The following is an 11331-nucleotide window of genomic DNA, read 5'->3' as shown; positions in this document are numbered from 1 at the left end:
TTCTGCGCTCCCCCCTCCCCCCCTCCCTTCCCCCCCCCCCTGGAGGCCCCCCCCCCCCCCCCCCCTACCCCCCCCGCTAACCCCCCCCCCCCGCCTCCCCCCCCTCCCGAACCCCCCCCCCCGGGGCGCGCGCCTACAGGGTGAGCAGGGTGCGGTGGGCCAGGGTGGTGTCCCGCAGGGGCCTGAGGGCGAGCCGGACCAGGGTCAGGGCGTTGTCGTCCCCGGCGATCCGATTGGCGCTCAACTCGCCGCAGGACAGGCACTGATGGATGATCATCCACTCGCCGTCGGCGCGGACCGACAGGCTCAGCGCGGTCATCCGGCCGCCGCAGTCGGCCGCCCGGTCGCCCGGTGTCCGGCCGTCGACATGACGGCTGGCCAGGCAGTTCGGGCAGTGGTTGCGGTGGGCGCTGCCGGGGGCGTCCACCGGGACGTCCAACCGGCAGTCCACGCAGCGGAAGGCGTGCGCCCGGTGGCCGCCCCGTCCGTGCAGGACGTCCTTGTACCGCTGCGGGCGGCGTTCCCGCCGGCCCCGGCCGCCGGTGTTCTTGTGTCGTGGCACGGTTCGCTGCTCCCTCTTCTCCGCGCGGTTCAGAGGGTGCCGAACGCTTCGAGCGGGAACGGCGGTTGGGCGAGCGGCCGGACGGCCATCCGCATCAGGACGAGCTGGTTGTCGTCCGTGCGGACGGGCGTGGACGTCAGCTCGTCGCAGCGCACGCACCGGTGGACGACCGTCCAGTCCCCGGTGCGCAGCACGGCGATGGCGATCGGCGACATCCGGCCCAGGCACTCGCTGGGACCGCCCTCGACGTGGTCGAGGACGTGCCGTGAATGCAGGCAGGACGGGCAGTGGTTGCGCCGCGTGCCGTCGGCGGCACGGGTGGAGACGGTCAGACCGCACCAGGTGCAGGCGAAGGTGGAGGTCTTCAGAACGGGGGGCGTGCTGGAGGTGCTGGACACCCGGGGTGCTCCTTGCTGAGGGGTTTCTGCGATGGCAGCAAGAGCGGGCCGAGTGGCCTCGACGGTTCGTCGGGCGGTGGTCGTCAGCCGGCGTGGCGAGGCGCACTCGGCGCGAGGCGGGACATCAAGACACCCTCTCCGGTCGGGCGGTGGCCCGGGTCGATCGGTACGGAACGGCGTCAGCGTAACCACACCGGTCGCACGGGCGCCAACGGATTTCCGTGCCAACGGATTTCCGTGCCACCGACCCTCGCCGCCACGACGGGGATAAGGGCGCGCACGATGTCCGTATGCAGATGACCAACGTGCCGCGGCCGGCGACCCCCGACGACGCTTCGGCCGTCAGCCGACTACTGGCCCTGGCCTTCGCCGACGACCCGGTGATGTGCTGGTTCTTCCCCGACCGGGCCACCCGGCAGGCGGGGCTGGGCGGCTACTTCACCACGCTGTTCACCCGGCAGTTCGGCCGGCACGGCGTGTGCGAGCGGACCGCGGACGCGGCCGCGTTCTGGATGCCGCCGCAGGCGCAGGACAAGGTGCTCCCGGACGAGGAGACGCTCCGGGAGCTGGCGGGGCTCCTCGGCGACCGGGCCGAACCGTTCCGGCGCTCCGTCGGGGCGGCCGCCGCCAACCTGCCGCAGGAGCCCTACTGGTACCTGGCGGTCATCGGCGCCGACCCGGTCGCCCGGGGCCGGGGGCAGGGCGGCGCCCTGCTGCGCTCCGGACTGGCCAAGGCCGACGCGGACGGGCTGCCCGTCTACCTGGAGTCCTCCACGGAGGAGAACCTGGCGGTCTACGGACACTTCGGCTTCGAGGTGCTGGAGGAGGTCCGGCTGCCGGAGGGCGGGCCGGCGCTCTGGGTGATGCGGCGTGCGGCCCGCGTGTAGTGCCCACCGTCGCCGCGGCCCCCGCTCCCGCCCGGGTCCGGGGCCGCGGTCAGTCGTCGACGGGCAGCTCCGTCGGGACGGCGAGCACGTCGACCAGGGCCTCGCCGCGCAGGACGGTCAGCGGCAGCGGGCGGCCGATGGCGTCGGCCAGCATCAGGCGCTGGAGGGCCTGGGCGCTGCCCATCGGCTCGTCGGCGGCGGTGAGCAGCAGGTCGCCCTCGTGCAGCCCGGCGCGGTCGGCGGGCGCGCCGGGCACCACCTCGACGATCCGCAGGCCGGTGGGCTGCCCGGTGCGGTGGCGCAGGGCGGGCGACAGGGGCGCGGGCACTCCGGCGAGGCCGAGGTAGGCGCGGCGGATCCGGCCGTCGGCGAGCAGGGCGGCGACGATCCGGCGGCTGGTGGCGTCGATCGGGACGGCCAGGCCGAGCCCGTTCCCGGCCACCGCCGTGGTGATGCCGACGACCTCGCCGTTCGCGGTGGCCAGCGCGCCGCCGGAGTTGCCCGGGTTGAGTGCGGCGTCGGTCTGGATCACGTTGTCGATCACCCGCGCGGTGCTGCCGGAGCGGGCCGGGATCGAGCGGCCGAGCGCGCTGACCACGCCCGCCGTGACCGTCCCGGCCAGCCCCAGCGGGTTGCCGACGGCGACGACCAGCTGTCCGACCCGCAGGCCGGTCGCCTCGCCGAGTGCCACCGGCTTCGGGGTCGGCCCGTCGGCGTGCAGCACGGCGAGGTCGGAGAGCGGGTCGGCGCCGATGGTGTGGAACGGGGCGGTGGTGCCGTCCGCGAAGGCGAGCGTCCCGGCGTCGGCGTGGCCGACGACATGGGCGTTGGTGAGCAGGAACCCGTCCTCGGTGAAGACCACGGCGGAGCCCAGCGCCGTGCTGAACCAGCCGCCCCGGCCGCGCCGGGGGACCTGCAGCGCGGCGACCCGCGGGGTCAGGGTGGCGGCCACGGTGGTGACGATCAGGGAGTAGGCGTCCAGCGGGGCCTGTGCCTCGGGGGCCGGGCCCGGCCCGGGGAGCGTGTCGGCCATGGTGCTCACCCCTCTCGCGGGCGTGGTTCTCACGATGGCACCAGGTGGCAACAACGCCGGGGCGCCCGGTCTTCCGCGTTCTTGCGCAGGTTCCGTCCTGACGCGTTCTTGACGTGCGGAAAATTCCCAAGAGAAGGAAAAGCGGGAATATAGTTCGAGCAAAGCCGCAGTCGTGGGAGGGGCCGATGGACACGACCATGCTGGAGCCGGACTGGCACGCGCTCGGTGGGCCGGGGGACGGGCCGCTGGGGACGGAGCACCTCCTGGTCGCCGTGGCCGGGGAGACGGGCCCCGCCGGTGCGGCCCTCGCCGCGGCCGGGGCGGGGGCGGACACCCTGCGCGCCCTGGTCCGGGAGCGGGAGGGGCGCTGGACGGCCGACGACGGGCCCGCGACTGTGCCCGCCACCGTGCCCGACCGGGAGGCGCCCGGCGCCGTCGGGGCGGCCGGCCGGCCGCTGAGCGGGGCGGCCGCCCGGGCACTCGCCGTGGCGACGGAGCACGCCCGCCGGGACGGCGAACCCGCCTGCACGGCCGCACACCTGCTGCGCGCCCTGCTCGCCGACGGGAACGCCCTGCTCGCCGACGGGAACGGCGCGAACGGCGCCGGGCCCGGCGACCGGACCCGCGCCGCCGAACTGCTGCGCGCGGCCGGCGTCGCGCCGCAGGCCGTCCTGGACCGCCTCGACGGTGCCGTGCGCCAGGGCGGTGACCTCGACCCGCTGCTCCACCCCACCCGGGAGGCGCTGCTGGCCCGCCGCGGCCACCGGGCCCCGCGCTGGAAGCGCCTGCTGCAGCCGGGCCCGTCCGGCCCGGCGGCCTGGATCCGGCCGGAGGCCGACGCCCAGGCCGAGCGCCTCGGCCGCCGGACGCCCGGCACCGAGCACGTCCTGCTCGCGCTGCTGGCCGTGCACGAAGTGGCCCGCCACGAGCCGGGGTTGGCGGCGGAGGACGGCGCCGGCGAGCTGCTCGCCGGGCTCGGCCTCGACTACGCCCGGGCGCACGCCGCGCTCGACTCTGGTGGGGTGACGCTGCCCGCCGACCCGCGCGCGGTCGAGGCCTACCTGACCGAGATCGCAGGTCAGGGCACTGATCGGCTGGTCCGGGCGTTGCTGGAGGAGGACACCCGGGCCCGGCGTCTGGTCGAAGCCCTGCGCGGCTGAGCCGCCGGCGGGTCGGTGAACCGCGACACGGAGAAGAGAGGAAGGGACACCCGATGCTCGTCACCCTCGCCGAGGAGCTGATGCTGCTGTCGCTGGACGACGAGTCCGGCGTGGCGAAGGACGCCCCCACCGCCGCCTGGGCGGCCGCGGGCGGCATCCTGGCCGAGCTGGTGCTGGCCGGGCGGGTCACGATCGAGGACGGCCGGCTCACCGTCACCGACCGGACCCCGACCGGTGAGCCGCTGGTGGACGGCCGGCTGGCCAGGCTCGACGCGTGGGCCGCCGGCCGCCGCTCCGGCAGGGCCAAGGCGGGCGACTGGCTGACCAAGGACCGGTCCACGGCGGTCGCCGACACGGTCGGGCGGCTGTGCGAGCGCGGCCTGGTGGTCGAGGAGCGGCGCCGGGCGCTGGGACTCTTCCCGGTCCGCCGCTACCCGGAGGCGGACGGCGGCGTGGAGCGGGAGCTGCGCGGGCGGCTGGCCGCGGTCGTGCTGAACGGCGCCGAACCGGACCTGCGCACCGCCGCCCTGGTGGCCCTGCTGCACGGCTCCCGGCTGCACCGGCTGGCCTTCCCCGAGCTGCCCCGCAAGCAGGTCGAGCCGCGCTTCGCCGAGATCGCCGCCGGTGACGGGGCGGCCGAGTCCGTCCGCGAGGCGATCCGGGCCGTGCAGCTCACCATGGCCGCCGTCTCCATCGCGGCCACCGTGGCGGCGACCACCGCCGCCACCGTCTGAGCACGCCGGGCGGGCTGCCCGCGGAGCCCTGCGCGGCCCGCCCGCCCGTGTGGGGCCGCCCGCCCGTGTGCGCGGCCCCGTTCGGACCGTTCAGAGCACCGCGGCGCCGAGGGTGATCGAGCCGAGCACCACCAGCACCCCGAGCGCGAGGAACCCGTACTCCAGCCCGGCCCGCTCCCGCCCGTCCACCAGCACCTGCCGCGGGTCCGCCGGGTCGTAGCGGACCGGGACGAAGCCGCCGTCCGGCAGCGGGTGGCGGGCGGTGGAGGGGACGGGCGAGAAGACCTCGACCACCCGGCCGTCCTCGGTCTCGAACTGGAGCAGCGGTCGCGGCGGCAGCGTGCGGTCCTCCGGTGCCGGGGCGCGTTCGCGCACCAGCGCCCGCACCGGAACGCCGACCCGGCGCAGCCGCCGCAGTTCGCGCAGGCCGACCACCCCGGCGAGGTAGGCGACCACGCCGCCCAGCGCACCGAACACCACCACGGCGAACCCGGCCGTTCCGCCCACCGCCGCCTCCCTGTCCGAGACTCCCCAGGGCTCCAGTATCACGCTGCCGGGGCGCTCTTGACGTCCCGGAATGGTCCAGTCCACGCTGAGAGACGACATGTTCCTGTCACCACCGGGCCGCCCGCCGCCCCGCCCGGCCCCGACCACCGCAAGGAGCACCGTCCGTGACCAAGCGCCCCGCCGTCCTCGCCGCGCTCACCGCCCTCACCCTCGGCTGCGCCGCCCCCGCGGCCGTGGCCGCCCACCCGGCCGCCCCCGCGGCCGTCGCGGCCGTCGTCAAGGTCGGCACCGCCAAGCAGCTCCAGAGCGCGCTCGCCGCCGCCGTGCCCGGCCGGACCATCCAGCTCGCCGACGGCACCTACACCGGCAACTTCAAGGCCACCGCCCCCGGCACCGCCGCCGCCCCGATCACCCTCACCGGCTCGGCGAAGGCCGTCCTCACCACCCCCACCGGCGGCGGCTACGGCCTCCACCTCGACGGCGCGAGCTACTGGACCGTCCAGGGGCTGACCGTCACCGGCGCCCAGAAGGGCATCATGGCCGACTCCGCGGACCACGTGGTCCTCGACGACGTGACGGTCCACCACACCACCATGGAGGGCGTGCACTTCCGCAACTCCAGCGCCTACGGCACGCTGCGCAACTCGCGCATCCACGACACCGGCCTCGGCCGGGACGGCATGGGCGAGGGCGTCTACGTCGGCACCGCCAACACCCTGACCGACCGCAGCGACCACGTGCGGATCACCGGCAACACCTTCGGCCCGAACATCGGCGGCGAGAACGTCGACCTCAAGGAGGGCACCACCGGCGGCCTGGTCTCCGGCAACACCTTCGACGGCGACGGCCTCACCGGGCGCAACTCCGACGACTCCTGGGTCGACGTGAAGGGCAACGACTACGTCATCGAGAACAACACCGGCCGGCGCACCACCGACGACGGCTACCAGACCCACAGCCTCCGGCCGGGCTGGGGCTGCGGCACCGTCTTCCGGGGCAACCGCTCCGACCTCACCGGCGCCACCGGCCCGAACCGGTACGCGATCGACGTGACCGACTACGACGCGGCGACGTGCAAGGTCACGATCGGCGCGGGCAACACCGTCACCGGGGGCCGGGGCCTGGTCAACCCCGGCGTCCCGGTGGGGTGATCGCCGGCCAATCGGTCACACGTCCCCGAGCGGCACGTTCGGGTCGGCCAGCGCCTTGGTGTCCACCACCCGCCCCGAGCGCACCAGTTCGCGGATCGGGTCGGTGACGTCCCAGACGTTGACGTTCATCCCCGCGAGCACCCGGCCGCCGGACATCCAGAACGCGATGAACTCGCGGGTGGCCGGGTCCCCGCGGAACACCACCCGGTCGTAGCCGTCCGGCTCGACGTAGCCGACGTACTCGGCGCCGAGGTCGTACTGGTCCGTGAAGAAGTAGGGAACGCGGTCGTAGACGGCGTCCTCCTGCCCGAGCAGGGCACGGGCGGCGGTCTGCGGCTGGTTGAGGGCGTTGGCCCAGTGCTCGACCCGGATGTGCCGCTCGAACAGCGGGTGGTAGGCGTTGGCGACGTCGCCGGCCGCGTAGACGTCCGGGTCGGAGGTGCGCAGGTGCCGGTCGGTCCTGACGCCGTTGTCGATCTCCAGCCCGGCCGCCTCGGCGAGGCCGGTGGCGGGGGAGATGCCGATGCCGACCACCACCGCGTCGGCGGCCACCGTCGTGCCGTCCGCGAGCCGCACGCCGTTCACCGTGCCGCCCTCGCCGGTCAGTTCGGCCACCTTGACGCCGAAGCGCAGGTCCACGCCGTGCTCCCGGTGCAGGTCGGCGAAGACCTGGGCGACCTCCCGGCCGAGCACCCGCAGCAGCGGCAGTTCGAGCGCCTCCAGCACCGTCACCTCGGCGCCCGCCTCCCGGGCCGCGGCCGCCACCTCCAGCCCGATCCAGCCCGCGCCGATCACCGCGATCCGGGCCCCCGGCCGCAGCGCCGCCTTGATCCGGTCGCTGTCCTCGACCCGGCGCAGGTAGAGCACCCCGTCCTGGTCCGCGCCGGGCACCGGCAGCCGGCGCGGCACCGAGCCGGTGGTCAGCAGCAGCTTGGAGTACTCCACCCGGCCGTCGTCGGCGAGCGTCACGGTGTGCCCGGCCGGGTCGATCGAGGCCACCGCCGTGCCCAGGCGCAGCGTGACGTCGTGCTCCGCGTACCACTGCGGCGGGTGGACGTAGATCTTCTCCCGGGGCGTCTTCCCCAGCAGGTAGCCCTTGGACAGCGGCGGCCGCTCGTACGGGCGCTCGTGCTCGTCGCCGATCAGGACGATGCCGCCCCGGTACCCGGCCTCGCGCAGCGCCTCGGCCGCCTTCGCGCCGCCCAGGGACGCCCCGACGATGACGACCGGGCGCTGCCGCCCGCCGTCCGCTCCGGTGGTCCCGGTGTCCGTGCCCGCCATGCTCGACTCCTCGTTCTCCGGCCGTGATCGGGGTCAGCCTGCCGCCGTGCGGGTGGTCTGTCGAGACCGCGCCTGGCGCGCCGCGCCGCGCTCGCCCGTTTGAGTGAATGTGACCCCCCGGGCGGGCCTCAGCCGGTCATCGCCTCCCTGACCAGTGCGGTGTCGGTGAACTGCTCGAAGCGCACGATCCGGCCGCCGCGCACGGTGAAGCGGTGGGCGATCCGGACCGCGAGCGGTTTTCCGGTGGTCTTGTGGACCGCCGTGTAGCGGCCCAGCACCACCACCGTCTCGCCGTCCACCACGTAGGTGTCGTCGTGGGCCGTCCAGTCGTCCCACTCGGCTGCCAGCCGCTCCATCACATGGGTGGTGACGCCCTTCGGGGTGCGGTAGGTGCCGGCCAGCGGGAAGCCGGCCATCTCGGTCCACTCCACGTCGTCGGCCAGGGTGGCGCGCAGCGCGGCCAGGTCGCCCCGGGCGGACGCCAGGTACTGGCGGCGCACCACGTCGGCGGGGGCGGACGACTCGGCGAAGGAGGAGACGTCCCGGGGGATCTCGATCATCGTCCGCTCACCCCCAGGCCATCTCGCCCATGGCGACCTTGGTGCCGATGTCCACCGCGATCCGCAGCCCCAGCTTCGGGAAGCGCCGCTCCAGCGACTCCTTGGCGGAGGCCGCGTCCGGGGCCCGGCCGATCTCCGTCTCGAAGGCGCGCAGGTAGGCCCGGGTGTGGTCGACGGCGTTCAGGTCGGTGGGCGCGCCGGCGACCCGGTGGCCGGCCGCCACCCAGGTCGGGTGGAGCGCCTCGATGCCGTCCAGCAGGTCGATCCAGGCGGCCCGTTGGGCGGAGGTCGGGGTGTCCGCCGTCCACACGTGCAGGCCCTCGAAGAGCAGCACCCCGCCCAGCACGGCGCGGTGGTGGTGCTGCCAGAGGTAGTGCCGGTCCGGCAGGTGGAAGTCGGCGCCGCGCAGCTCGAAGCGGTGGCCCTCGAAGACCAGCTCGTCCCCGTGCAGCACCTCGGGCCGCACCAGCCGGGTGGGCAGCTCCGGGCCCAGGTGCGCCCAGGCGCGCAGCTTGGCCTCGTACGTCTCCTGGATGTGCTCGACGGTGGAGGCGGTGGCCAGGAAGCGGGCCTGCGGGAAGGCGTCCTGGACCTCCTGGGCGCCGAAGTAGAAGTCCGGGTCGCCGTGGCTGACGAAGACGGTGGTCAACCGCTTGCCGCTCGCCCCGATCCGTTCCACCAGGCGGCGCCCGTCCGAACGGGTGAACCCGGCGTCCACCAGCAGGGCGTCGTCCGGGCCGGTGACCAGGACGGAGGTCTTGTTGAGCGAGCTGTCGGGGGTGTCGACGATCTCGAAGTCGAGCGCACTCATGCGCCCACCTCGCTGTGCTCGGCGGGCGCTTCGCGCAACACGCACCCTCCTACGATGAGTTCGCTGCGCTCACTCATGCGCCCACCTCGCTGTGCTCGGCGGGCGCTTCGCGCAACACGCACCGCTCGATGGTCCGCTGACTGCGTTCGCTCACGTTCGGTGTCCTTCCTCGGGCCGGGCACGCCTCGCCGTCAGCATCGGCGGTCCGCGGCCCGTCCGCATCCGGAGCCGGAACACCTACTGGCGGCTCCAGAGCGTGAGGTCGCTGCTGGTGGCCACCGCGAGGGTCCGGCCGGTCGGGGAGAATCCGGCCGCGCGGAAGGTGGACCGGTCGGAGTCGAGGACCAGCCACCAGCTCTCGCCGTGCTCGCCCTGCCACGGCCCGCGGCCGCTGGCGAGCAGCACCCGGTGGTGCGGCCACTCCGGGGCGGCCACCTCGATGTGCCAGCCGCCCTCGGCGGCCGTGTGCAGCCCGCCGCCCCACGTCCCCGCCACCGGGATGCGCACGTCCGCGACCTGGCCGAGGCCGGGGCAGGAGAGGTCCAGGCCGTCCGGGTCCTCGGCGGGCTCGTGGTCGCGGGCCAGCTTGAGGCCGGTCACCGCGTCGAACAGGCCGTGGCCGCCGTGCGAGACCGTCAGCACCAGGTCGTGCCCGCTCTCCGGGTGGACGGCGAAGCCGATGCCGAGCAGCCCGCCGACCGCGATCAGCCCCCGGCCGACCGGCCGCCACGGCTCCGGCGGGGCGGTCACCCCGGCGGCCATGATCCGGTCGCGGAGGTGCTGCTGGTGCGGGGTCAGGGCCATGCAGCCGATCATCCCACCGGGGCGTTGCCGCCGCGCCGGCCCGTCGGCGCGGCGCTCCTCCGGCGCCCCCTCCGGTCAGTGGGCCGGACCCAGCCGCAGCACCGCCAGCGCCCCCAGCGCGGTGGCCGCGGCCAGCGGCACCCACAGCTCCCCGGAACCGCCCGCCAGCAGCGCCGTCAGCACGGCCGGGGCCGCCGCCCGGCCCACCCCCGCCGACAGCTCCCAGCGCGCCAGCGCCCGCCCCAGCAGGTGCGGCGGGGCGACGGACGCCACCAGCGCCGTGCCCGAGCCGGTGTAGAGGATCTCGCCCAGCGTGTACAGCACCGAGACCGCCGCGATGCCCACCGACCCCGGCACGCCGCCCAGCGAACCGACCGCCCAGAAGCCCAGGTACGACACCGCCAGCACCGCCCCCGAGGCGGCGAGCACGACGTGCCGCGGACGGTCCGCCAGCCGCAGCACCAGCGCCAGCTGCAGGGCGATCACCAGCACCGTGTTGCCGACGAAGATGCCCGAGGACCAGGCCGGCGAGGCGTGCAGCCGCAGCACCAGCAGCGCGGGCAGCGCCACCTCCAGCACGTCGAAGCAGAACGCGTACGGCAGGTTGGCGACGCCCAGCAGGGTGATCCGGCGCAGCGGCTCCGCCCGCTCCGGCACGTCGGCCGGCCGGTCCAGGCGCGGAGCCCGCACCCGCAGCGAGCCCACCAGGACGGCCGCGCCCAGGCAGGCCGCGCCCGTCACCCCGGCCAGCAGCCGGATCGCGCCCGCCCCGCCGCTCACCGCCAGCGTGGCCAGCAGCGCGCCCGCACCCATCCCGGCGTTGCGCAGCGACCTCCCGGCGGCCAGCGCGGCGTCCCGCAGCCGGCCCTCGGTCAGGGTGCTCACCACCGCCGCGTGGGTGGTCGGCCAGGACTGGCTGCCCACCCCGAACAGCACCGCCGCCGCCGTGAACCCCGGCAGGCCGTCCGCGAGCAGCAGCGTCAGCGCGCCCGCCGCCCGCAGCAGCAGGGTGGCGGCGGCGGGCAGCGTCCGGGCGCCGCGGTCGATCCACCGGCCGGTCAGCGGCACCACCAACAGGCCCGCCAGCATCCCGGCCGAGAGCGCCAGCCCGGCCGCACCCGCGCCCAGGTGCAGCATGCCGACGCCGTACAGCAGCAGGAACGGCCGCAGCAGGCCGCCGCCCACCGCGTCCACCGCCAGCGCGACGGCGTACCGGGGCCCGCCGGCCGCGGTCAAGAGGCCCAGCAGCGCGGACAAACTCCGGCGGCCCGGGCCGGCCGGCGGGGCGGGCGGCCCGCCGCGGCGGTCGGCGGCGTGGTCGTGGACGGACTTCTCCCGGATCAGGCTCATGGCCGGTACCGTCCGCCCGGGCCGGACCGCGGGGCACGCGGATTGACGCTTCCCGTCAATCCGCGGGAGCCCGGTCGACGGCGGGTGGCAGGA

13 protein-coding genes are annotated in these 11331 nt (G+C 75.6%); 4 read left to right on the top strand and 9 right to left on the bottom strand.

Annotation, left to right across the window (positions count from 1 at the left end):
- Positions 1-133: 133 nt before the first annotated feature.
- On the bottom strand, positions 134-562 hold the full coding sequence (locus tag ACFVGO_RS18665; protein ID WP_380351121.1) for an RNHCP domain-containing protein: 429 nt from the start codon (positions 560-562) through the stop codon (positions 134-136).
- A gap of 29 nt (positions 563-591) precedes the next feature.
- Positions 592-960: an RNHCP domain-containing protein gene (locus ACFVGO_RS18660; RefSeq protein WP_359900307.1), complete on the bottom strand. Its 369-nt coding sequence runs from the start codon at positions 958-960 to the stop codon at positions 592-594.
- 290 nt (positions 961-1250) lie between these two features.
- On the opposite strand from ACFVGO_RS18660, the gene ACFVGO_RS18655 reads away from it, so the two are divergent.
- Positions 1251-1847: a GNAT family N-acetyltransferase gene (locus tag ACFVGO_RS18655; protein WP_359900309.1), complete on the top strand. Its 597-nt coding sequence runs from the start codon at positions 1251-1253 to the stop codon at positions 1845-1847.
- A 49-nt stretch (positions 1848-1896) separates the two neighbouring features.
- Here ACFVGO_RS18655 and ACFVGO_RS18650 read toward each other — a convergent pair whose 3' ends face one another.
- Positions 1897-2880 carry a trypsin-like peptidase domain-containing protein gene (locus ACFVGO_RS18650; protein WP_359900311.1) on the bottom strand — a complete coding sequence of 328 codons (984 nt, stop codon included), beginning with the start codon at positions 2878-2880 and terminating at the stop codon, positions 1897-1899.
- Between the two features lie 185 nt (positions 2881-3065).
- Between ACFVGO_RS18650 and ACFVGO_RS18645 the strand changes: the two genes are divergently transcribed.
- Both ACFVGO_RS18645 and ACFVGO_RS18640 read left to right on the top strand, forming a co-directional pair.
- Positions 3066-4040, top strand: a complete 975-nt coding sequence (locus ACFVGO_RS18645; protein ID WP_380632906.1) for a Clp protease N-terminal domain-containing protein — start codon at positions 3066-3068, stop codon at positions 4038-4040.
- Positions 4041-4093: 53 nt separating this feature from the next.
- Positions 4094-4774 (top strand): GPP34 family phosphoprotein, encoded by a 681-nt coding sequence (locus ACFVGO_RS18640; protein WP_380632904.1) that lies wholly within the window; start codon positions 4094-4096, stop codon positions 4772-4774.
- A gap of 90 nt (positions 4775-4864) precedes the next feature.
- Here ACFVGO_RS18640 and ACFVGO_RS18635 read toward each other — a convergent pair whose 3' ends face one another.
- Positions 4865-5380 carry a DUF3592 domain-containing protein gene (locus tag ACFVGO_RS18635; RefSeq protein ID WP_380351128.1) on the bottom strand — a complete coding sequence of 172 codons (516 nt, stop codon included), beginning with the start codon at positions 5378-5380 and terminating at the stop codon, positions 4865-4867.
- Between the two features lie 65 nt (positions 5381-5445).
- Between ACFVGO_RS18635 and ACFVGO_RS18630 the strand changes: the two genes are divergently transcribed.
- Complete coding sequence (locus tag ACFVGO_RS18630; RefSeq protein WP_380351130.1) at positions 5446-6432, top strand: right-handed parallel beta-helix repeat-containing protein; 987 nt, start codon at positions 5446-5448, stop codon at positions 6430-6432.
- A 15-nt stretch (positions 6433-6447) separates the two neighbouring features.
- Here ACFVGO_RS18630 and ACFVGO_RS18625 read toward each other — a convergent pair whose 3' ends face one another.
- The 5 genes from ACFVGO_RS18625 to ACFVGO_RS18605 all read right to left on the bottom strand — a co-directional run bounded on the left by ACFVGO_RS18625 (position 6448) and on the right by ACFVGO_RS18605 (position 11238).
- A complete protein-coding gene (locus ACFVGO_RS18625; protein WP_380351132.1) occupies positions 6448-7713 on the bottom strand; it encodes an NAD(P)/FAD-dependent oxidoreductase in 1266 nt (421 codons plus the stop codon).
- A gap of 128 nt (positions 7714-7841) precedes the next feature.
- Positions 7842-8273 (bottom strand): nuclear transport factor 2 family protein, encoded by a 432-nt coding sequence (locus ACFVGO_RS18620; protein ID WP_359900321.1) that lies wholly within the window; start codon positions 8271-8273, stop codon positions 7842-7844.
- Positions 8274-8280: 7 nt separating this feature from the next.
- Positions 8281-9084, bottom strand: coding sequence for an MBL fold metallo-hydrolase (locus ACFVGO_RS18615; RefSeq protein ID WP_380351134.1), 804 nt, complete (start codon positions 9082-9084; stop codon positions 8281-8283).
- Between the two features lie 237 nt (positions 9085-9321).
- Positions 9322-9888, bottom strand: coding sequence for a hypothetical protein (locus tag ACFVGO_RS18610; protein ID WP_359900325.1), 567 nt, complete (start codon positions 9886-9888; stop codon positions 9322-9324).
- 75 nt (positions 9889-9963) lie between these two features.
- A complete protein-coding gene (locus ACFVGO_RS18605) occupies positions 9964-11238 on the bottom strand; it encodes an MFS transporter (protein WP_380632902.1) in 1275 nt (424 codons plus the stop codon).
- Between the last annotated feature and the right edge of the window lie 93 nt (positions 11239-11331).

Source organism: Kitasatospora sp. NPDC057738 (assembly GCF_042798815.1).
Classification (GTDB): domain Bacteria; phylum Actinomycetota; class Actinomycetes; order Streptomycetales; family Streptomycetaceae; genus Kitasatospora; species Kitasatospora lactacystinica.
This window is presented reverse-complemented; position numbering and strand designations above follow the sequence as displayed.

Excerpts from the sequence above, each read along its gene's own strand:
- ACFVGO_RS18625 (WP_380351132.1), bottom strand. The coding sequence starts at position 7,713 with ATGGCGGGCACGGACACCGGGACCACCGGAGCGGACGGCGGGCGGCAG.
- ACFVGO_RS18620 (WP_359900321.1), bottom strand. The coding sequence starts at position 8,273 with ATGATCGAGATCCCCCGGGACGTCTCCTCCTTCGCCGAGTCGTCCGCC.
- ACFVGO_RS18635 (WP_380351128.1), bottom strand. The coding sequence starts at position 5,380 with ATGTCGTCTCTCAGCGTGGACTGGACCATTCCGGGACGTCAAGAGCGC.
- ACFVGO_RS18640 (WP_380632904.1), top strand. The coding sequence starts at position 4,094 with ATGCTCGTCACCCTCGCCGAGGAGCTGATGCTGCTGTCGCTGGACGAC.
- ACFVGO_RS18605 (WP_380632902.1), bottom strand. The coding sequence starts at position 11,238 with ATGAGCCTGATCCGGGAGAAGTCCGTCCACGACCACGCCGCCGACCGC.
- ACFVGO_RS18615 (WP_380351134.1), bottom strand. The coding sequence starts at position 9,084 with ATGAGTGCGCTCGACTTCGAGATCGTCGACACCCCCGACAGCTCGCTC.
- ACFVGO_RS18610 (WP_359900325.1), bottom strand. The coding sequence starts at position 9,888 with ATGGCCCTGACCCCGCACCAGCAGCACCTCCGCGACCGGATCATGGCC.
- ACFVGO_RS18655 (WP_359900309.1), top strand. The coding sequence starts at position 1,251 with ATGCAGATGACCAACGTGCCGCGGCCGGCGACCCCCGACGACGCTTCG.
- ACFVGO_RS18650 (WP_359900311.1), bottom strand. The coding sequence starts at position 2,880 with ATGGCCGACACGCTCCCCGGGCCGGGCCCGGCCCCCGAGGCACAGGCC.
- ACFVGO_RS18645 (WP_380632906.1), top strand. The coding sequence starts at position 3,066 with ATGGACACGACCATGCTGGAGCCGGACTGGCACGCGCTCGGTGGGCCG.